The sequence below is a fragment of the Bacillus sp. MHSD_36 genome (genome assembly GCF_030757775.1).
Lineage (GTDB): Bacteria > Bacillota > Bacilli > Bacillales > Bacillaceae_G > Bacillus_A.
The window spans coordinates 657,321-678,969 of sequence record NZ_JAVBIS010000001.1 but is presented as its reverse complement, the minus strand read 5'-3'; the positions used below and the strand labels follow the sequence as shown (position 1 = coordinate 678,969).

Genomic DNA, 21,649 nt, shown 5'->3' with positions numbered 1-21,649 from the left:
TCCCACTACTTATGAAACGGTTTCTTTCTGCTTATATTTAAGTTTTTCATGCAATTGTTGCACTGCGCTTTAAAATAAAGTGAAACTTTAATCAGCCCTCACCAATCGGACTTTAATGGGCAGCCCGACCCCCACCTAACTTCTTTGCTTTCGCTGCATTTTGAGATGGGGGTCTTACTGCCCATTGAAGTGGGATAAATTCTAATATATTCATCACATCAGCCATTCATTCTTAATGCTCACTTCGTCTTCACAAAGTAATATAAAAACCACACCGCATGATTTTGTTCATCCGCAGCTATTCTGCGCAACAACTCTTTTAATTGCGCATCCGATGTTTCGTCTGAAATTTCCAAGTAAAAATCTACCGTCTTCTGTTCATCTTGTATAGCGAATTCTAATCCTTGTAAGTACGTATTTGGACATTCTTCCGTAATTTGTGGTTTTGGCTGCTGACCAGTTAAATTTGTATAGATTTGTACAAAATGATGAAAATGCTTTATTTCATCGTTACGAATTTCAAGAATTTGATTTCGTTCCGCCGCATTTGGAGCCATATTGGCTAATTTCGCATAGCAATTTATAGCACTAAACTCTCCGTTAATTGCTTTCTCAATATCACGAATCAGCTTATCATTTTGCCTATACGAATCATAATAATTCGAATTATACATCGTATCCCCTCCATTATTCCGCATAACATTTTATGCAATTTGAGATAGCAGGAGCATGTATACAAAAAGGAACTGCAAATCCGAACTTTTTTATTCCCTTTAACCTATAAGTCAATAAAAGATAAAAACGCTTCACTCCTAGTGAAACGTTTTTATCTTTTATGTGTTTAATTCTGTTTTGTGTTCCTTTCCTACACTACGTTTGAAAGCAGTCGCTAAAATAATCATCATACTTATCGCACCAATCCAAACGAGTACAGTAAGAGGTGTACTCCAGCTTAACCCTTTTCCGAAGAAGAATATTTCTCTCAATCCTTCAATCATAAATCGCATTGGCAACCATGCATACACCCAGTCTTGATAAAATGGCGACAACATTTCCGGTGCTAACGATAATAACGGTGCCCCGAAGAATAGTAAGAGAGCGAATACACCGATTCCCTTTAGTCCAACTAATGAAAGTACCGCCGATATCATTAAGAAGAAACTAAAGGATGTAATAGATAAAAAAAGTGCCGTATCTGTGAAGTTCGAAATATTTAACCCTACCATACCATCCGCGATCCATGTAAGACCGAACCCAATGACAAGTGTCGCAACAGCCCCTATTACGATTTGTTTTAGTTTTAATACGAAGTTTTCTTTTCTTGTACCTACTGGCATTTTACTTATCGCAATAAAGATAATTGCTGCGCTCGCTAAACTGGCAATCCATAACGGCTGAAATAAAGACATTGGCGAATTACCGTTCGCACTATTTTTGCCGGTTTCATTTACATTTGTTACTATCTTCGTAATCGGTGTTACCACATTTGAAACTTGATCTGCTGTTAATGTAGCTCCTTTTGCTTTCAAGCCTTCTAGTAGTTGCGCGCGAACAGTATTGTTCATATTATCAACTACCCCACTTAACATTTGCCCAGCCATAGTTGATGCTGCTGTATTCATTCCTTGATTGACGAATATTTCTACCTCTGGCGAAAATGGCTGTGGTGTTCGTAATGATGCTTGTTTTGTACTAAAGTCTTTCGGAATAACTAATGCTGCGTAATATTCTTGATTATTTAAGCCTTTTTGAACTGCTTCTTTATTTTTCACTTCTACCCACTTCACCGCAGGTTCTTCCTCTGATTTTGATGTCTTTTTCATATTATCAACAATCGTTTGCCCCATATTCATCTTCGGTTGATTCGGAATTTCTACTCCTTGATCCTCATTTACAATTGCGATTGGCAAGTTTTTCGGCTGAGGTTGAACGGTTGGAAATAACGTTAATGAGAAAATAAAAACAACAAGTAGTGCAATAACTGGTGATAACAATAAAAGTTTATTTTTAAACATCTTCTTTTCTCCTCCTATCATTTGATTTATAATAACCAACAACGTGTTGTTTATTTATATTTTGAATTATATGTTCGAGTTGAACCTTATACAATAATCAAAAATCGTAAATGTGTCGGTTATAAGACACATCTTTGAAATGTGTTGGCTAAAATGAAGGAGGGACATGCTTTGCGTGATAGTAATTTAGATTTACGTGTTGTTCGTACGAAAACTGCCATTCGAAATGCATTGGTGGAATTAATTGAAGAAAAAGGTTTTGACGCCATTACAGTGAAAGATATTACAACGAGAGCAAACATTAATCGCGGTACTTTCTATGCGCATTATCAAGATAAATTTGATTTAATGACGAAATGCCAAGAAGAAATTATGTATAAAATTTCCAGCATTGCCAAACAGAGATTACCTGAAGTGATTGCTGATCTTGGGTCAAACCCTTCCCCAACAATGCCGTTTCTACTTATCACTTCTATTCTTGCATTTCTAAATGAAAATAGTGATTTTATGAAAGCTGTATTAAGTCCCAAAGGAGATTTATCTTTCCAAACAAAACTGAAGGACTTTATGTGGAAAACAATATTTGAAGATACGAATGGCGCTCTCATTAACAAAGAGAATTTACTTGTCCCAAGCCAATACTTAGCTTCTTATATGGCATCTGCTCATATTGGTGTGATTCAGCAATGGTTAAATAATGGACAAAAAGAAACACCAGAGGAAATTGCTCGTATTTTATCTACAATCGCAGTTCATGGACCTTTTTATGCAGCTGGTTTGAAGAAATGAGTCAGCTATATAATAAAAGATCATCCACTATATTAGCGGATGATCTTTTATTTCATTACAACACTTCAATATACCCTTCTGTGCCATGTACCCGAATTCGTTGTCCGTCTTTTATTAATTTCGTAGCATTCTCCACACCGACAACTGCCGGTAATCCATATTCACGTGCGATAACTGCCCCGTGCGTCATAAGACCACCAACTTCAGTGACTAACCCTTTTATAGACACAAACAATGGTGTCCAGCCAGGATCAGTAAAAGCTGTAACTAATATATCTCCCTCTTCTAAATTCGCTTCTTCCATGTTTAAAATAACGCGAGCTCTTCCTTCAATCACTCCTGAAGAAACAGGCAAACCTACAATCGCATCAGCTGGGAGTTTTTCTCGTTTATATTTACCCGTAATGATTTCTCCATCAGACGTCATGATACGAGGAGGCGTTAGTTTTTCATATAATTTGTAATCATTTTTTTGTTTTTGTATCAGCTCATAATCTAGTTTATTCGTGCGGACTACTTCGTGAAGTTCTTCAAAAGTTAAATAGTATATATCATCGACCTCACGAATGACACCGCTCTGCACAAGTTGCTCAGCTTCTTTCAATAATGCCTGCTTATATATGAAATAACGATTAATCATGCCGTATTTTGGATATTCACGATAACCGATAAAATTACGGATATTACGAATCATTTGCTTCGTCTCTTCTACTTTTTGTTTACTATCCGGCAAGTGCTGTAATCGCTCTATTAACTCTTCTTCTTTTTTCAATGCTTCTTGCAGTCCTTCTTCAAATTTCCGCTTACTCGCGCCATATTCAAAATCTCTTATATTATTTAAAATCATCGGGATAATTGTAGTTGGCTTTTCACTCCAGCGCGTTTTCGTAATATCTATTTCTCCGCTACATCTCATTCCGTATTTATTTAGAAAAGTTAGAATCGCATCTCGGGCTTCTTCTCCACCTTTAAACTGAACTAGTTCATTTAAAAAGCTATCATCTTCTACATGTTGTAAATACGTAATAACTTCTTGATACGGCCGAATCACATCAGCGACATCCATTAATGCTAAACCCATTTCAGATGTAATATTATTTTGTACCGATTGAGAAAGCGTGTCTGCTGCATTTTTTTCGCCTAGCCATTGCTCCATTTTTTCATTCATCCATGTTGAAGCATTCATTCCTGCCATAATAACAGCGATACTTTGCGGGTTAAATAATACTTTTTTTAATTGCTGGATGTCTTCCAAAATAAAATCAAGTACATCCACCCCTGATTTCATTTGCATGTTTCGTTTTAACTCTTCGATGGATGCTTCACTATTCTGTATTAAATTCATAACGATTGCCGGATCATTTTCGATTTCTGGTTGCGAATTTGCAGATTGCTTACTTTTACTAACACTCTTTTCTTTTTCATCATCCGGCAACAATGTAATAAAATTATCTCGCTCGATTATAGTCGTTAATGCATCTCTTACGAGTGGATCTGATTTTCCTAAAGTGTTTATTAAATAATCTCTGCTAGCAGGTGAAGCTAATTGTTGCGTAGCATCCACAAACAGCCTTCCTCCCGCTTTACGCATAGGAGCATTAGTCGTTAACAGGAAAAAAGATAACCCAAGTGGTTTCATCGCATCAGTCATCATTTGTTGATGGCCAACTGATATATATACATGATTTCCCCCATCATTTTCTTCAGGAATTGGATATAAAGTCGTAATGGGGCGACTTTGGACAATATAAAATGTATTATGGGCTAAACACCATTCAATATCTTGCGGACAACCAAAATAAGCTTCAATCTGTCTTCCAATACTTGCTAGTTGTAATATTTGTTGTTCAGACAATGTTTGAATTTTTTGCTGAGCCGGATCAATCTGTTTCGTTTCTGTTCCGCCCTCTTTTAAGGCATAGATAGCTACTTTTTTAGTTGCGATCATCTTATCGACAATTTCGCCTTCTTTTACTTTATAATTATCGGCAGAGACCAATCCTGATACTAATGCCTCACCAAGTCCAAAACTGGCATCAATTGATAACACCTTTCGGTTAGAAGTAACCGGATCAGCCGTAAATAAAATGCCCGAAGCCTCAGGGAAAACCATTTTTTGAACGACAACACATATAGAAACTTGATTATGTTCAAAACCATTTTGCATGCGGTACGTAACTGCTCGCTCTGTAAATAAAGACGCCCAGCACTTTCTTATATGCTGTAAAATCGCTTCTTCTCCGATAATATTTAAATACGTATCTTGTTGACCTGCAAATGAAGCATATGGTAAATCTTCAGCCGTAGCACTAGAGCGCACGGCATACGCATGTTCATTTCCAAAACGTGAGAGATAATGAGTTACCGCTTCCACTACATCAGAAGGGATTTCTACTGCCATAATAACTTCTCTAATCTTCGTACTTATTTGACCAATTTGAGCTCGCTCTTCCATTTTCAACTTTGTTAGCTGCTGCAACAAAGTGCGAAAATCTTCATTTTGTTCGATAGCCTTTTCATATCCTACTGTTGTCACACAAAATCCTTCTGGCACTTGTATCCCTTGAATGTTGGATAACTCCCCTAAATTCAAACCTTTCCCACCAACGAGTGAAAGCTGCGTGTTTTCTATTTCCTGAAAATCGAGAACGAAAGAACTCATGTAACATCTCTCCTTACTTTGCATGTGTTCTTGATTGTAGCAGGAGTAAATGAGAAGAAACAGTCTATTTTGAACTTTATTTACGTGGTATAATTAAGTTAGGAAGAAATAATAAGATGCCCCAGCTGCTGTGTTTGGCAACTGGGGCATCTTATTTAATACCCGTCTTCAACTTAAATAGTTCTATTGTTTCAGCGGCTTTAATATATCCACCAGCATTTTTTAAAGTACATTTGATTTTATGACTATTTTCTAAGTATACATCATTCGATAATACTTCCATTACTGCATTATATAATGTCACTGGAGTAAGCTTTTTTAGATTTAATTGTATGCCAGCTTTTAAATCTTCTATTCTTTGGGCCACTATCAGTTGATCTCCCATAACTGGTATAACGATCATAGGAACACCAAAATATAAGCTTTCACTAGAACTATTCATTCCCCCATGTGTAATAAAAAGATTAGCTTGTTTCAATACCTCTAACTGAGGCACATAATTATAAACTTTGAAATTAGATGGGATATTTTTCAATTGGTTGATGTCAATATGTTTTCCTACGGACAATATGATGGTAGCAGGAAAATTTTTAAATGCTTCAAAACATATGTAATAAAAATCCATCTGTTGATTAAATACAGTTCCCATAGAAATATAAATGAGTTTCTCTTCTTCCTTCTGTTTAAAAGTAATTTCTTGCATATCTTTCCGTGATGTAATAGAGGGTCCAACAAAGGTATAAGAATCATCCAATTCCTCCACATCAGGTTGGAAAAATTCAGACGTATATACGATAGTAATATTTCCAGCACAAGTCATTACATTTTTCTTTTCATTCATAGAAAAGCCATATACCTTTTGCCACTCTTCTAAAATATGCGTAACTTCTTGATAAAGAGGTGATTTTTTGTCTCCTTCATTATGATTGTTCATCAATGCGTTAAATAACTTTTTCGTAACTGCAAATGTTGTACATGAAGAGATTTTAGGTAAATGTAATGCTTCAGCTATGATCCATCCTACTGCAAAATTGTTATCATATATTACGTAATCATACTTTTCTTCTTTCAACTCTTCTATAACAATCTTTATTATTTTATCCATGGATTTTACCATATGTAATAATAGTTCAGAGGGATCTATTTCTCCATTCATCCTTTTCAACATGTCTACTTTTGCTAAAAAATTTTCATATGGACGAAACAAAGCTCCTGTTTTTTCAATTTTCTCCTTATACTCCTCTACACAATAATAAACAACCTCTTCCCCTCTTTTTACTAATTCTTCAATAAGTGCAAGAGTTGGGTTCACATGTCCTTCCCCTGGAAAATTAAACATTAGTACCTTTGCCATATGATAGTTCCTCCTCTTAAATTAAAAACTTCCTATAATCAAGTACGTTTCTCTCCTCATTTTAATAAGGGCACTTGTGATAGTAAATGTAATAAACGAGTAAGAAACAAAGTCAGTATACTGTAAAGTGAAACTTTAATCAGTGGGGGTCTTACTGCCCATTAAAGCGGGAGAAAACGACATCCCCCAAAATGGATTTTCAAAATTAGGGAACTATAATGTCATATTAGAATAACTTAAGGAGGAGAAAAATTGGACAATGAAATGAATTATGGAAGTGATTACAAGTTTATTCCGGCAACTTCAATTGAAAGTGGTCATGGCATCGAAGTATTGCCTAATTTATTTTGCTACACAATTCAAATCGTCAACATATGTTTTGTTGGAAATCCACATACCAATGATTTTGTTTTAGTTGATGCTGGAATGCCTAAATGTGCAAATGAAATTATTTCTGTCACTGAGAAGCGATTTGGTACAAATAGTCGCCCAAAAGCAATTATTTTAACTCATGGGCATTTTGATCATGTTGGAGGAATAATTGAACTCATTAAGTATTGGGATGTTCCAGTCTATGCTCATGAAATGGAGATACCGTTCTTGACTGGACAACAAAGCTATCCTGAACCAGATCCAACAGTTGAAGGTGGTATAGTAGCGAAAATGTCTCCCCTGTTCCCTAATGAACCAATTGATTTAGGAAGTAGCGTAAAAGCGCTACCTACCGATAGAACTATTCCTCATATGCCAGATTTTAGATGGATTCATACACCAGGGCATACTCCTGGACATATTTCATTATTTCGAGAAAAAGACCGAACTTTAATTGCTGGTGATGCTTTTGTTACAGTGAAACAGGAATATCTATATAAAGTATTTACTCAGGAGCAGGAAATAAGCGGACCCCCTCGTTATTTAACAGCAGACTGGAAAGCTGCTAAAGAATCAGTCATTAAATTAGAACAATTAAAGCCTCTGGTCGCTATTACGGGACATGGGATACCAATGTCAGGTGAATTGCTATCAACAAGCCTCAACACACTCGTTCAAGAATTTGATAAAATTGCTGTACCTGATTACGGAAAATATGTAGATAAAAAGGCACATTAAGCAAAAAAACTTTGGTTTTAATATTAAATAATTAAAATATACTTCAAAATCAAAATAGAAAAAATTATTAAGTTTAGTAAAAAAACACTGTACTTAGGCAACATCTCTATTATAAGGATAGACCTACCCTTTGTGAATAAAACTCGATATTCCGCAAATACTATCCATAGTATAAGCCTGCTTCTTACCCAGCTTGTACCTCTTCCCATTAAAGAGTGATTAAAACGGGTTACGCTATATAAAAGCATAACCCGTTTTTAATGAAATATTTTATTCCATATACGTTTAAACAATGGAGGAAAAGGATGAAACATATTGTTGCTTTATTAATTAAATACACAGCGATAACTGCAGTATTACTAATCATACTTAGTATCTTTAAAGGCATTTCAATTCCTAGAGTATTACTAATTTCTCTTTTCCTTACAGGAGCTGCCTATTTAATCGGGGATCTCTTCATTTTACCTAAATACGGAAATATGATTGCTACAATAGCAGATGTCGGCTTAAGCTTCTTCGGAATTTGGTTACTAACATCCTTGTTTACTAATTTAGATGCTACTCGTAATATTGGACTTTCTTCATTTATAGCTGCTTTAATTATTGGTGGAACAGAAATTTTCTTCCACATTTATATGAAGAGGTTAGTACTGCGTAACGAGAATACATTAAGAAATCACAATCATATTCAGCATGATAACTATGCTATGGAAATGTCAGATGAATATATAGATTCTTCTACAATAAATAAATCCAAGCTTGAGGATACATCTAAAAAATAAAAAAGTGGCCAATGCCACTTTTTTATTTTTGTTTATTAAGCTTGATCAGAGTTTTTCACATGTAACGGAGGTGGTACTACCCATCCTTTTTTCTTACTTAAACGCAGCAAAGTTACACCTGCTTGCGCTTTTTTCATATGAAATTGTCCAAATAGCATCCCTACATCTTCTCGAAGGCATTTTCCCATTACTTGACTACATGTCACAAGACCAGCTGCTAATCCTGCAGAAACAGCTGCTGCTATTTCAACATCATTAATACGCGCTCCTGGAGGAATGTCTTCAATAGATGCAACTGGTCGTTCTGGAGGCGCAGGTGGTAAAGCAACCCCATTAACTTTTAAAAGCGCCTTTAATTCTTCTATTTCCGAATTCATGTCATTTTCAATTAAGCCTTCTAGAAACTTTTTCAAATCTTCATCACCTGTGTGATTCATAAATACTTGGTGACTTGCAACGGCACCTTGTGCAGCTAGAAGATAACTCCAAATATCAAATACTTCTCCGTAATGTAATGGTTCGTTTTGAGGATTTCCACTTAATATACCCATTTTTAAATTCCTCCCTTTCGAAAATATCATAATCAATATTGACTTCAATATTGAAATCAAATTTTTAAGTATGCTTTTTCCTGCAAAAGATTTTCTACTATGCATGGAAAACACCTTTCCAACACTGCGTGTTTATTGTTTAGGAAAGTAGTTTACAAATAAAATACTCAAAGATTATGAAAGAAGATTATCAATAATCTTTGAGTGAGAATCCATTTACTATAAGGGTTTTTATTTTTACACATATACAAAAGAAATTGATTTACATATCTACTATATTGTATGTCAATTTACTTAGCGGTTAGCTCTACCACCAAGTTGTTGTTCAGCCATTGCTACTAAACGTTTTGTAATTTCACCACCAACAGATCCATTTGAACGAGCTGTTGTATCTGCACCAAGTTGTACACCAAACTCTTGTGCAATTTCATATTTCATTTGATCAAGAGCCTGTTCAGCACCTCGAACTAACAATTCATTACGATTTCCACTATTATTGTTTGCCATATTATTTCACCTCCGATGTTTTTAATATGCTACAAATTATGAAATAATAATTATCCTTTTTATGGGAATTTGATTATGTATAAATATTGAGTTTCTTCTTAAAATAAGGAAAAAGACATAAGAAAGAAGAGTTGCTATAACATACTTTCATAACAACACTATGTATAGCTTCCTCTTTACTAAAGACTTCTGTTTTACCAAGAGATACATATAAATTATGAAAAATGATTCTTAAGGAGATATGAGATGAAAGCTGTAACCTATCAAGGTCCAAACAAAGTACAAGTTAAACAGGTGGATGATGCGAAGTTAGAGAAAAAAGATGATATTATTGTAAAAATTACTTCAACCGCTATTTGCGGTTCTGATTTACATTTATATCAAGGCAACATGCCTTTACCGCAAGGGTATATTATCGGTCATGAGCCAATGGGCATTGTTGAAGAAGTTGGTCCAGATGTTACGAAAGTAAAAAAAGGAGATCGTGTTGTTATTCCCTTTAACGTTGCTTGTGGACATTGTTTTTATTGCCAACATGAAATGGAAAGTCAATGTGATAACTCCAATCCTCATTATGATTCTGGTGGATACTTTGGTTATACAGAGAAATTTGGTAACCATCCAGGCGGACAAGCAGAATATTTAAAAGTTCCTTTTGGAAATTTCACTCCATTTGTTATACCGGAATCATGCGAACTTGAAGATGAATCCCTACTGTTTTTATCCGATGTTTTACCAACAGCCTATTGGAGTGTAATAAATGCAGGCGTTAAGCCCGGTGATACTGTTATCGTTCTTGGTTGTGGCCCTGTTGGATTAATGACCCAAAAATTCGCTTGGATGCAAGGTGCTAAACGCGTAATCGCAGTCGATTACTTAGATTATCGAATAAATTATGCAAAAAAGATTAACAACGTTGAGGTATTTGAGTTTACAAAATTTCCTGATATGGGAGAACATTTAAAGGAAATTACACATGGCGGTGCCGATGTAGTCATTGATTGCGTGGGCATGGATGGAAAAAAATCACCCCTAGAATTTCTAGAACAAAAATTGAAATTACAAGGTGGAACTCTCGGCCCTATTCAAATTGCTACGAAAGCTGTAAGAAAATACGGAACGGTTCAAATGACTGGTGTTTATGGCGGTAATTATAATGCCTTTCCACTCGGGGCATTTTGGGTTAGAAATATTAATCTGAAAATGGGACAAGCACCTGTCATTCATTTTATGCCGGAACTATTTGAAAAAATAACAAACAAAGAATTCGATCCAAAGGAGATTATTACACACAAAATCCCCCTTGAAGAAGCGAGCTACGGTTATCAAATTTTTAATAATCGTGAAGATGATTGTATTAAAGTTATTTTGAAACCTTGAAGATACAATTTGTTATTCTTTATGAAAAGGTAAGATTGCACTCCGTAATCTTATCTTTTTTTATTACATGCTAAGTAGCTATCCCCCACTTTCATCTCATATCGAAAAGAGTTATTTCAAAAAGACTTTTGCATTTTAAGGTAACTGTTTGTTGGTAAAAAAATGAATTTAAGTATTAAGCAACCAATTAGCGGACACGATAACAATGTTAACTAACTTAAAAGAGGTGTACTTCATGTTTTATTATAAAGAGGAAATAATTAATATGATTAAGCCGGACAAACCAGATCCAGCTGCTGCAAAAGTTTTACAAGAAATATTAGGTGGGCATTATGGGGAGATGCGTACAATGATGCAATACTTCTTCCAAAGCTCAAATTTTAGAGGTAAAGAGAAGCAATATCGTGATTTACTTCGAGGTGTTTTTTTAGAGGAAATAAGCCATGTAGAACTTGTACAACATACAATTAATCAACTATTAACTGGATCTGGTGAACCTACGCCAGGAAATGCTGGTATTGACAAAGCACCACTTGATGAAGCGGTTAAACATGCAAATCCTCATCACTTTATTGTAGGCGCTCAAAGTTCATTACCTGTTGATGCAGCTGGTAACCCATGGAATGGATCTTGGGTATATAGTCATGGAAACTTAATTAGCGATTTATTAGATAATGTCGTACTTGAATCTACAGGTGTACTTCAAAAAACTAGAATTTATGAAATGAGTTCCAATCAAACCTTTAGAGAAACACTTGCATTTTTAATTGTACGTGATAATGCACATCAAAATGCTTTCGCAAAAGCTTTAGAGACACTTGGGGTTGAATGGGGCAAACTCTTCCCTGTGCCGAACTATGATATCAATAAATATCCAGAGTGCAGAAAGTATGTAGACATGGGATTTCATAACGCACAATTTAATTTCAGCTTAGATCCAACAAGAATGGGAGAAATATTCCAAGGTGAATCACCGAGTAGAAACAAAGGAACATTAACAGTAACGGAACCGCCAAAAGGTTTTCCTGTACCAGAGCTTCCTGAAATGCCAAATGAGCATAGTCCTGGATTAAAAGATATGGATCTTTAAGATCATTATGGCCAACTATTTATTCGTGGTTGGCCATAACCCTTTATATGGATTCCAGTTACACTTAATGTCTTATTTAATGGCTTTATTTCAGCTACTGTTATGTAATTTTTATATAAATAGAATCAATAAATAAATTACCACTAAAAACATTCCAATTATTGTTGACATTTTTTTAGTACATTATCTCTTCAAGTACATTTACACTAACACTCCTGATAAATTTTTCTATATTCTTGGTCAACTAATAAAATTAAACAAAATTCTTATTTAAGAATTAAAGAGCGCTTTTAAAAGCGCTCTTTAATATAGACGATATTGAAAAAAATACTCATTAGTATATGTAATCTTTTTTATTGTGTTACATAATCAAAAGTTTTTCGATTTATTTTTAGAGGGTATTACATTCTGCTCTATTTTCTCGTAAAAATTAAGCAATTGTTTAATAAATGTAATTTTGGGTGTTACCAAATACGAAAATAGTGTTGAAAAAATTCCTATTAGAACTCCTGTTATACCATCGAAAGGATAATGAACTCCTACTCAGATACGAGAAATAGCTACACAGAATGCAAGTATAACCCATACGCACCCAGCCCTTTTCCGAACAAACAAAATGAAAAACAAATCAAAAAAATAGAGTTGTATATTCGCCAGGAAATGAGTTATCTACTGCATGATTGACGAGTTTATTAACATTAGGTAATACTGTAAATGGGTGATAGTCCAAATGCCATTTCCCTACCAAATTTCCAATTAGTTCTGCAGTTACAAAAGCAAGTATTGCTTGAATAATCATCATTTTGTTCTTTCTAGATTGAGTAAACCAATAAGCCATAATAATTAAACCTAAAAAATACACTATATATTCCGCTAAAAACACCATAGTTGAGTTTAGAGATGAATATTGCTTCCCTAGATCATTGATGACTCGAAATTATCAATTTATTCAAAAGATTCTACGTATCCCAACAACATTTGGTATTGCTTATCAAGGGCATACTCATCTGTTCCAATTGGAGCTTTAAAAAAAAGGGAAAGATGTTCCATTATTCCTACCTTCCCTTCTCTAAGTGCATGCTCCATAAAACGGGACAGATCAATTATTAGAGGGGCAGCTAAAATCGAATCAATACCTAACCAATTAATTTTCATTGTCATTCGTTCTCCTAACCAACCTTCAAAGTCAATGGTATCCCAGGCTTCTTTCCTATCTCCTCGGACAGGAAAGTAATCAATTCTTACTTTATGATCAAAATGACTGTACCCCAATATTTGTTCTAACCCAATGGATTTCGAATCAATTTTTGTTGAAGAATGTGTTGGGTTTTCTAAAACTGCACCATCTTGATTCCCTAAGATGTTCGTACTATACCACCCGACAATATTCAATCCACGTTGTTTGAACATTTTTCCTAAAACATGTTTATATAAAGTCTGACCTGTTCTTCCATCTTTTCCTGCCGTCGGAACAGCCTGCAGTTCTGCTAATTCCTGTAATGCTGGTATCTCAGTCGTCACACTCGGCGTAAAATTTACATAGGCACATTTTGATTTCATTGCCGCATATGCATACAGCATACCTGGTCGAATATGAGGTGCATTTTCCCTTAACCCAGTCTCAAATGCTTTTAATGACTGATATAAAGAATGACTTTTTGTCTTTTCTTCTGTTGAAGCCGTATTTACCACAACAATTCTTTCAAGATTATATTTTTTTCTAAATTCTTTAATGTCTGCCTGAATTTGATTCACTGCGCTCATTAAGTTCTCAGGCTCTCCTGTCAGACTATAGACCCCTTTAAGAAAATCATTTACATTAGCCAGTGGTGCTTGCCAAATAGGAACATCATTGAGTTGCATTTCAATTTTCTTCAAAATAGATTCCTGAATGATACCATATTTTTGTACTACTTCTATCAATGAATCCTTTTGTATATCCCATCCACCAAAAGCAATCTGATCGAGTGGAGTTAGCTGTAATGTCTCGAATTCTTTCTCTGTAGAAATAACGCCCCTTAGTGGAGCAAGATTTTGATTGACTGCAAAAAGTCCAGAAATCGTTGTTGTTGCAACTGTGCCTAGCACTCCCACAAATAATACACCCATCTGATATGTCATTCTTTCACCTCTCCCCATTCCCCACAAGTTTTAACAACAAGTCATGGACTTCGGTTGCTTCTAATGTATCTGGAAGTTCAAAATCTCTCCCTGTTACTACAAGTGACACATAATCTCCTTTGTCCTTTGCTGGTAAACCGTGAGATCCTTTGATTCGCTCCGGTTCTAGTGGTATTTGGAATGTTTTTGAATTTACAAACAGCTCAACTGGATCATAACCAGGCTTCCTATGAATATCTACATTGTATGCAAATTCTGGTGCCTGTTCATCGTTCAACCACCAATAGTACACAAACCAACTGTCAGGTTCAGCAATAGCAATTAACTGCCCCGAAAGCTCGTGATTAATCTTATGAACCCGTTTCTCTTCTTCTCCCCATACCTCGGCTATACCAGGTGTTCTTTCGAGAATTTCTTTAACTACCCCAATATCACGTGAGTCCTGAATATACACATGAGCCAATTGATGATCTGCTAAAGCAAAGGCTTTCGACATCTCCAAATCGAGAAAATCCATATTTTCGACATGCTTGATAGCCACATATCCCTCTTTATTCAACGTTTGATTGATAAATATAGGTCTATTAACTGTCTTAAAGTTGTATTCTGATAAAATAACTAGCCGTGTTTGCTCCTTCAAGTTGCGCTCTTCCAATTGCTCGACAAAGTTTCCAATTAAACTGTCAATTTCTTTAATGGATCTCTTCGCAGCTTCACTTTCAGGCCCAAACCTTTGTGCGTTATAATCTATATTGGGTAGATATACAAGTGATAATCTTGGTTTATATTCTTCTAAAACATCTATTGCTGCATCTAATATCCATTCACTGGATTTAACTGAAGAGAGCGGACCCCAGAAGCTCTTCAAATCGAACTCCCCATATTTTCCCCTCAATTTTTCATATAGCCCCCTCGGCTTTGAATCACACCACATAATTGTTTTTTTATCGAGATGAATTGGGGCAGGAGTAACTACATAGTCTGCTGTGCTCAACTTACTGAACTGCCAAAACAACACTGCTGTTTCAGCTGTCAAATCTTCTTCCTTCAACTTCTCCCATATCTTTTTACCTTCAACTGGTAGCATTGTTTGATTCCACATTGTTATCTCTTTTGTATCCCAATTTGGAAGACCGTTACAAATAATTCCATGTTCAGCTGGTGAGGTTCCAGTAATATACGTAGCCTGCATTGAACCAGTTACAGCCGGAAATACAGGTTTAATTTTTGCTTGTTGGCCATTCTCTAGCAACTTCCGAATATTTGGGGTTAATTCAGCATCATTTAGATGCTCCTCCGTCAAACTAATAATATCTAATACAACCACGTTCTTTTTCTCCATAGATATCATCCTTTCATCTATGTAACGGGAAAGATACGAGACATGATATAGCTTATAATTAGGAAAGAAGATACAGAAAAGAAAGCTGGCCATCCTCCAAATGAAGCAGCAATTGCTCCATCCAATAATGGAAGACCAATTATACATGTTCCTACTGCTTTTTTAATATTAGATGATATTGGATTTGCTAATGCTGGTAAAATCCCTGAAAAAGTCCATAATAAAAAAACTATTATCGTAATAACAGTTGTTCCCCATACACCATAGAAATGCAAAAGCAAAATAGCAATAGCACATGTTAAGACCGCTCCTGCCATAATTCTTACTCGTATAGGATAGAGGCCGGATCCAACCTCACCTTTAGACATTACAGTAACAGTGAAAATATATATAAATCCTAATCCCGCTAACCACCAAAATTCTACTAATTTATCTGGTACAATACTCAATCCTAGTAACAAGTTAACGCCTCTGCAAAGCCCCATCGTTAATGGTCCTAAAACGTCATACTGCTTTGAATAGCGATTATATACAAATACCAACATAATGAGGATACAAGCAATTAAAAAACTGATACCTGAAACAAAACATACAGATATGATACTTACAGTAAGAAGCACAAAACTAAAACATAAAGCAGAACGAATTGATATACGACCAGATGGTAAAGGTCTTTCAGGACGCTCTCTTTTATCTATTTCAAAGTCAAAAAAATCATTTAAAATAATCCCTGACGCATATATGCATGCGCTCGCTAACATAAGAAGAATAATCTGACTAAAATAACTTTGATTCAAAACTATTCCTGCAATCCAGGTGCCTGCCAATATATCTGCCATCGCTGTAAAGGTATTCGGAAATCTTATCAGTTCAAAATAAGTACGAATTCTTCTCATAGGCTGTTAAGGATACTTTGCACATAGTCATAAGATTCTTTAGCGGCCGATATTGCATGATTTTCATAAGGGTATAATTCAATGGTAATAAAACCATCATAACCCGTTTTCTTTATAGATTGTAAAACTTCTAGAATAGGAATAGCACCATGACCAGGAATCAGATGCTCATGTACGCGATTCGCTGCAATATCCTCCAGGTGATAATGTTGTGTATATGGTAGTAATTTATAAACCAATGCAGCTGGGTCTTCTCCAACACAAAAGAAATGTCCTATATCAAAATTTAATGCAATTGCCTGCGAAGGAACAGCCTTCTTAAATTCTATAAATTGATCTGATGTTTCAATTAATAAATCAGGCTCAGGTTCAACAAGGATTGTTATGCCAGACTTTTCGGCATGATCAGCCAATTCTTCCATTGCAGAAATAAAAACTTTATTTGCCCATTCCCTCCCTACATTGATGAGTGGCCCCCCTGGTTCGGTAGATAGTGTCTTTGCACCGAGTTTTTGAGCTAAGTCAATACAGTTATGAGTATGTTCTATACGTTGTCTTCTTTCTGTTTCATCTACCTCTACAAAAGATGGATGCCAATTATCTTTTATTCCATACAACATGAATGCATTTAAATTTGATATAGTCATGTTCCGTTGCTTCAACTTGTCTTTTATCATGAGTATTTTCTCATTCGTTACTTCAGGTGGAAAAGCATGCGGGATATCTAGTAAGATTTCTATACCTTCATATCCGATTTCGGATAATATATCTATTGTTTTTAACAGGTCATATCTTTTAAATCCATTACTGCTATATGCAAGTTTCATAATCTTTTCACCCCTTATGAATCTAGTTTTAATTTTCCAGATTGCTCATAAAAACAAACTGGATTATTCCAAACTAGTTCTTGAATGATATTTTCCGCATGCCCTTTCTTTCGCATCTCAAGTGCAGTTTTTACAACATTAAGAGGATTAGATGGTCCCCAATCTGCTGCAGTGTTAACCATAATCTTATTTATGCTGTAATGTTCAATTATTTCAATTGCTTCATCAGTTGAAACTTTTGTCGGATAAATTGTCATTCCGCTCCAACCTCCATATTCAACGGAAAGATCAATAGTATCTGAATTATTATGATCTATTAATACCCTATCAGGTTCAAGCCCTTCTTCCCTTAGGATTTCTATTGTTCTTCTTGTTCCCTCCCGCTTATTTTGATGGGGAGTATGCACCATAACTAACATATCGAGGTCTTTAGCCAATTTCAGTTGTCTCCGCATCACATCTTCTTCCTCAGGAGTAATCCTATCAAATCCAATCTCCCCAATTGCAAGACACCGTTCATGTTGCAAATACTCGGACAATCCATCAATTACTTGATAGGCAATATCAATGTTATTTGCTTCTTTTGGATTCATAGCTAAACAACAATAATGAGTGATTCCATATTGCTTAGCACGCTCAGGTTCAAAGGTAAGCAAATGTTGGAAGTAATCAAAATAGGTTTCAGGATAACGGCGTTCGCTTCCAAGCCAAAATGCGGGTTCTACAACAGCGCGTACACCGGCCAGACTCATATTTTCATAATCATCTGTTGTACGAGAATAACAATGGATGTGCGGATCAAAATATTTCATAAATTTTCTCCCCTCATAAAAGGCTATTCTTAAAATATGGTGTAAGGAATTCTATAGATTCCTTTGCTGCCAGTACTGGATCATCGCAATAGGTATATAATTCTACTGTAATAAATCCCTTATATTTAATTTGCTTTACATAATTAAATAATTGATTAAAATCAATATTCCCATGACCAGGTATAAGATGATAGTGTTTGTGATCTGCTATATCCTCTAGGTGGATGTTCCATATCCTAGACTTTAAACTTGATAATAAAGTGGGAATATCCTCTCTTATTACATCTGCATGCCCGAGATCAAGATTTGCGCCCAGCCTATTTGATTCCACTATTTGAATTAATTCATTCAATTCTTTGCCATTTTCTATTAACAGGCCAGGTTCGTACTCAATCCCTACGTTGATTTCACGTCGTTCAGCATAGTCCATAATCTCTATTAGTGAATTTATAAGATGATTAATTGCTTGATCTGGTGGGTTCCCTGAAAGACACTTTCCACTTGTAATACTGATGTTTTTTGCATTTACTATTACAGCTAAATCTATTAATTGTTTTGTATATTTAATTCTCTGATTCCTCACCTCTTCTCTTGCATTACATAATGAAGGCTCAAATGTAGGTTCTCCAGTAGAATATGGAAAAAATCCAGCTGCTGTATTTCCGTTTATATTTGAGACCTCAAGGCCATATTTTTCTATTTTTTGTCGTACATCAGTTACCCAAGCAGCAGTATGTACAGGTGGGAAAGCATGAGGAACATCCGCTAAAATTTCAACCCCTTTATACCCCAACTTTCCAATTTCTGAAATAGCTTCAAGTAATGTGTATGTTGTAAATGCATTTGTACTAAAAGCTAGCTTCATCTTGCCCCTCCTTTTAAAACATCTAATATTACAACACTTATTCGTTCAATGGAATTTAATCAGCATTTATAAAAAACGATACAATCTATTCAAAAATATTCTACAAAGTTCAACGAATAGCCAGGAGTAAAAAAAACTTAATATAAATATTATTGCAATAACCTTTGCATCTATAATTGTATTAACAGTAGGGCCTAGTACTGGGAAACGGAATACATACAGTATCACCATGATCCCCGCCAGTAGACATATTGATGAAAAAGAAACAACCAAAATTCTCTTATTCAATTGAAAAAAAGCCACACCTATAGCTATACCTAATAAACCTGTTGTAAATGGAAAAATAATTAATTCACTCGGCTGAATGATAAATAAAAGGAGAATTGTAAGGATATAAGAAAGGATTCCTTGACGAATAGAAAGGGACGTAACTAAAAAAATTGGTAATGTCGCTAAAAAACTAATTAAGTAGCCTATACCTGTCATAAAGCCTCCTGCTGATTGAAGCATGGCGGCAAGTGCACTCAGCAAGGCTGTAATAATCAAGTTGGCTGCAAAAGGGAGCTTTTTCAAGTGAATATGGTCTCCATCTATCTCTCTCATTGATTGATACCAATAACGGACAAACCATTTGATTAAAATCACCACCCAAAAATATCCAAACAGTCATTTTCTATACTATTCATTCCCACGTATTTTATGCGGTATTGCCTTTATAATAAAATTGTAAGAATGATTGCTCCTCTGAAAATATTTTAAAATAGCAGCTATTTCAATTGGTATTACTATAAATTCATGAACATAAATTTTGCAAGATATTGCTGAATACCCTTTTTTTTAATTCGCAATTATATTTATTTTGAAATGCCCTCTCTTTATTTTCATAAAGATATAACATGACCTACCGTATGAATTTTTATGGTAATGTCTTATAGAACAATTTCAAAAATAGTACCTTTGTTTAAATCAGTCACATTTGTAGATTCATAAACCCCTAAATATAATCTAGTTTGATTCAGGTTTGTTCCCAAGTTAACATAATAAGCTGATTGAGATCCAAAATTATAATCGGTTTCAATAACACTAAAATCATTTAATTTACCATCTATACTAGGACGAGTATAGGCTAAAACCCCTCTAACTGGGGAGTTAGATTCTTCCTTCCGAGCAAGATCGATAAACACAATACTTTCTGTTAAATTCGGGATTCCATTCCCCATATATGGTTGGACACCTGTAAGTGCAGTTCCATCAAACTTATCAGGTCCTGAACCTTTATGAAAATAACTAATGAATGGTTGAAGCCGCTTCATTGACGTTTTAACTGTTTCATTATAATAAGCTATTATTTTTTCATCTAAAGTGGGAGTTGAAGAACAGCGTCTTATAAAAGAAGTAGGAAAATTCCCTTCCCACCCACGCCAACCAAAGTTAATAAATCCGTCTTGATCAGAAGTAGATCTCATCATTAAAGAAGCTTGAACAAGTTGAGTGACTGGTATAGGTCTATAATGAACAAATGAAAAAATTGATTCCACCAAATCTTGCCCAACATTTCCCACATATTTAATATACTGATTATAAAACCTTTGAAATGAAATACCTGTGATATTACGAACGCCTTTAGCAATTACCGTAAGAGTTTCCTGAATAGATGAGGGAAGTTCATCAAAACGTGTGACTACAGGGGGATTATTGATAAGTGTATTCTTAGCTACATCAATTTCAATTATTTTACCGGCTATCTCCATATCATCCTGACTTAAATTAAATGGATCATAGCCTGATCCACCATCTCCAGTTATTAAAACAAGTGCCCCAGTTTCAGGTGAAAAACTTAGGCTATTAACCCCATTATGATTAAGAAATGGCCTTCTTATATTAAGTAATGTACGTCTTTTTTGAGGTTGACCATTCGGTTGTAAAATCCATTCTTCTACGGTATCAATATGATCATATTGAGTTTCCCTATTTATCCATCTTAAATTTAACGTTTTTGGGTCACATGGATTAGGCTTAAACGGTTCAGCAAGAGCGCCCGGTCCTTGTGTTCCAGCTAATGAATAATGAAGATAAAACAAACCGTTATAATAAAATTGTGGATGAAACGCTAGTCCTAGCAACCCTCTTTCATCATATCCACCTTGTTCAGACTTCCCTAATTTTATGATTCGAGAACGAATATCTAAAAAAGTTCTTATTTCTCCGTCTCCTATGTAAAAGATTTCTCCTATTTGGGTTGCAATAAATAATCTTTCAATTGATTCACCTGGAAGTATAGTTGTTCTTAAAACGGTGGGTAGATTTATCCTACTTACAATGGGTTGTAAACGAACTTTTACTTTTATCAATTAACTTTACACCCCTTTCTATTATAAGAATATGATTTGGACTGTGCTATTAGTATCAAATAAGGGATGACAATTGGATATAAAAAAAGCGTGTTATGATTATCTTCTTCAAAACACGCTTCTTCCTAATATATCGAACATTCATCAACTTTATATCTTAAAATACACCTAACAATTTTTCAGAATTCCTCTAAA

At 35.1% G+C, this 21,649-nt stretch carries 19 protein-coding genes and 1 pseudogene; 5 read left to right on the top strand and 15 right to left on the bottom strand.

What is annotated here, in order from left to right:
• Nucleotides 1-239 precede the first annotated feature (239 nt).
• Together Q9B79_RS03465 and Q9B79_RS03460 are read right to left on the bottom strand one after the other, a co-directional pair.
• The gene (locus Q9B79_RS03465) at nt 240-674 is read right to left on the bottom strand and encodes a ferritin-like domain-containing protein (RefSeq protein WP_306182623.1); all 435 of its coding nucleotides are present in this window, start codon (nt 672-674) and stop codon (nt 240-242) included.
• 159 nt (nt 675-833) lie between these two features.
• The gene (locus Q9B79_RS03460) at nt 834-2,015 is read right to left on the bottom strand and encodes a YhgE/Pip domain-containing protein (RefSeq protein ID WP_306182622.1); all 1,182 of its coding nucleotides are present in this window, start codon (nt 2,013-2,015) and stop codon (nt 834-836) included.
• Nucleotides 2,016-2,186: 171 nt separating this feature from the next.
• Here Q9B79_RS03460 and Q9B79_RS03455 point away from each other — a divergent pair, with 171 nt between their 5' ends.
• Nucleotides 2,187-2,804: a TetR/AcrR family transcriptional regulator gene (locus tag Q9B79_RS03455; protein ID WP_074567704.1), complete on the top strand. Its 618-nt coding sequence runs from the start codon at nt 2,187-2,189 to the stop codon at nt 2,802-2,804.
• A gap of 55 nt (nt 2,805-2,859) precedes the next feature.
• Here Q9B79_RS03455 and ppsA read toward each other — a convergent pair whose 3' ends face one another.
• Complete coding sequence (ppsA, locus tag Q9B79_RS03450; RefSeq protein ID WP_306182621.1) at nt 2,860-5,466, bottom strand: phosphoenolpyruvate synthase; 2,607 nt, start codon at nt 5,464-5,466, stop codon at nt 2,860-2,862.
• 151 nt (nt 5,467-5,617) lie between these two features.
• On the bottom strand, nt 5,618-6,820 hold the full coding sequence (locus Q9B79_RS03445; protein ID WP_306182620.1) for a macrolide family glycosyltransferase: 1,203 nt from the start codon (nt 6,818-6,820) through the stop codon (nt 5,618-5,620).
• A gap of 252 nt (nt 6,821-7,072) precedes the next feature.
• Between Q9B79_RS03445 and Q9B79_RS03440 the strand changes: the two genes are divergently transcribed.
• Together Q9B79_RS03440 and Q9B79_RS03435 are read left to right on the top strand one after the other, a co-directional pair.
• Complete coding sequence (locus Q9B79_RS03440; protein ID WP_306182619.1) at nt 7,073-7,930, top strand: MBL fold metallo-hydrolase; 858 nt, start codon at nt 7,073-7,075, stop codon at nt 7,928-7,930.
• Nucleotides 7,931-8,235: 305 nt separating this feature from the next.
• Nucleotides 8,236-8,712 carry a YndM family protein gene (locus Q9B79_RS03435; protein ID WP_000680658.1) on the top strand — a complete coding sequence of 159 codons (477 nt, stop codon included), beginning with the start codon at nt 8,236-8,238 and terminating at the stop codon, nt 8,710-8,712.
• Nucleotides 8,713-8,747: 35 nt separating this feature from the next.
• Here Q9B79_RS03435 and Q9B79_RS03430 read toward each other — a convergent pair whose 3' ends face one another.
• Both Q9B79_RS03430 and sasP read right to left on the bottom strand, forming a co-directional pair.
• Entirely contained in the window at nt 8,748-9,263 is a 516-nt protein-coding gene (locus tag Q9B79_RS03430) for a DUF3231 family protein (protein WP_306182618.1), read from the bottom strand.
• A 294-nt stretch (nt 9,264-9,557) separates the two neighbouring features.
• Entirely contained in the window at nt 9,558-9,770 is a 213-nt protein-coding gene (gene sasP / locus Q9B79_RS03425; RefSeq protein WP_000002833.1) for a small acid-soluble spore protein, SasP family, read from the bottom strand.
• Between the two features lie 246 nt (nt 9,771-10,016).
• Here sasP and Q9B79_RS03420 point away from each other — a divergent pair, with 246 nt between their 5' ends.
• Both Q9B79_RS03420 and Q9B79_RS03415 read left to right on the top strand, forming a co-directional pair.
• Nucleotides 10,017-11,150, top strand: a complete 1,134-nt coding sequence (locus tag Q9B79_RS03420; RefSeq protein ID WP_306182617.1) for a zinc-dependent alcohol dehydrogenase — start codon at nt 10,017-10,019, stop codon at nt 11,148-11,150.
• Nucleotides 11,151-11,385: 235 nt separating this feature from the next.
• Complete coding sequence (locus Q9B79_RS03415) at nt 11,386-12,240, top strand: manganese catalase family protein (RefSeq protein ID WP_048527794.1); 855 nt, start codon at nt 11,386-11,388, stop codon at nt 12,238-12,240.
• A 369-nt stretch (nt 12,241-12,609) separates the two neighbouring features.
• Here the strand turns inward: Q9B79_RS03415 and Q9B79_RS03410 are convergent.
• The 9 genes and pseudogenes from Q9B79_RS03410 to Q9B79_RS03370 form a co-directional block, all read right to left on the bottom strand.
• Nucleotides 12,610-13,126: pseudogene (locus Q9B79_RS03410) on the bottom strand (undecaprenyl-diphosphatase).
• Nucleotides 13,127-13,185: 59 nt separating this feature from the next.
• A complete protein-coding gene (locus Q9B79_RS03405) occupies nt 13,186-14,361 on the bottom strand; it encodes an inositol-3-phosphate synthase (protein ID WP_306182616.1) in 1,176 nt (391 codons plus the stop codon).
• 4 nt (nt 14,362-14,365) lie between these two features.
• Complete coding sequence (locus Q9B79_RS03400; protein ID WP_306182615.1) at nt 14,366-15,703, bottom strand: alkaline phosphatase family protein; 1,338 nt, start codon at nt 15,701-15,703, stop codon at nt 14,366-14,368.
• Nucleotides 15,704-15,720: 17 nt separating this feature from the next.
• A complete protein-coding gene (gene eboC, locus Q9B79_RS03395; protein ID WP_306182614.1) occupies nt 15,721-16,599 on the bottom strand; it encodes a UbiA-like protein EboC in 879 nt (292 codons plus the stop codon).
• Nucleotides 16,596-17,426 (bottom strand): sugar phosphate isomerase/epimerase family protein, encoded by an 831-nt coding sequence (locus tag Q9B79_RS03390; RefSeq protein ID WP_306182613.1) that lies wholly within the window; start codon nt 17,424-17,426, stop codon nt 16,596-16,598. Before Q9B79_RS03390 ends, eboC begins: the two co-directional genes overlap by 4 nt.
• Before the next feature lie 14 nt (nt 17,427-17,440).
• Nucleotides 17,441-18,238: a TatD family hydrolase gene (locus tag Q9B79_RS03385; protein ID WP_306182612.1), complete on the bottom strand. Its 798-nt coding sequence runs from the start codon at nt 18,236-18,238 to the stop codon at nt 17,441-17,443.
• Between the two features lie 13 nt (nt 18,239-18,251).
• On the bottom strand, nt 18,252-19,103 hold the full coding sequence (locus Q9B79_RS03380; protein ID WP_306182611.1) for a sugar phosphate isomerase/epimerase family protein: 852 nt from the start codon (nt 19,101-19,103) through the stop codon (nt 18,252-18,254).
• 66 nt (nt 19,104-19,169) lie between these two features.
• Nucleotides 19,170-19,706, bottom strand: coding sequence for a hypothetical protein (locus Q9B79_RS03375; RefSeq protein WP_306183318.1), 537 nt, complete (start codon nt 19,704-19,706; stop codon nt 19,170-19,172).
• A 326-nt stretch (nt 19,707-20,032) separates the two neighbouring features.
• Nucleotides 20,033-21,454, bottom strand: coding sequence for a PQQ-dependent sugar dehydrogenase (locus Q9B79_RS03370; RefSeq protein ID WP_306182610.1), 1,422 nt, complete (start codon nt 21,452-21,454; stop codon nt 20,033-20,035).
• Nucleotides 21,455-21,649 lie beyond the last annotated feature (195 nt).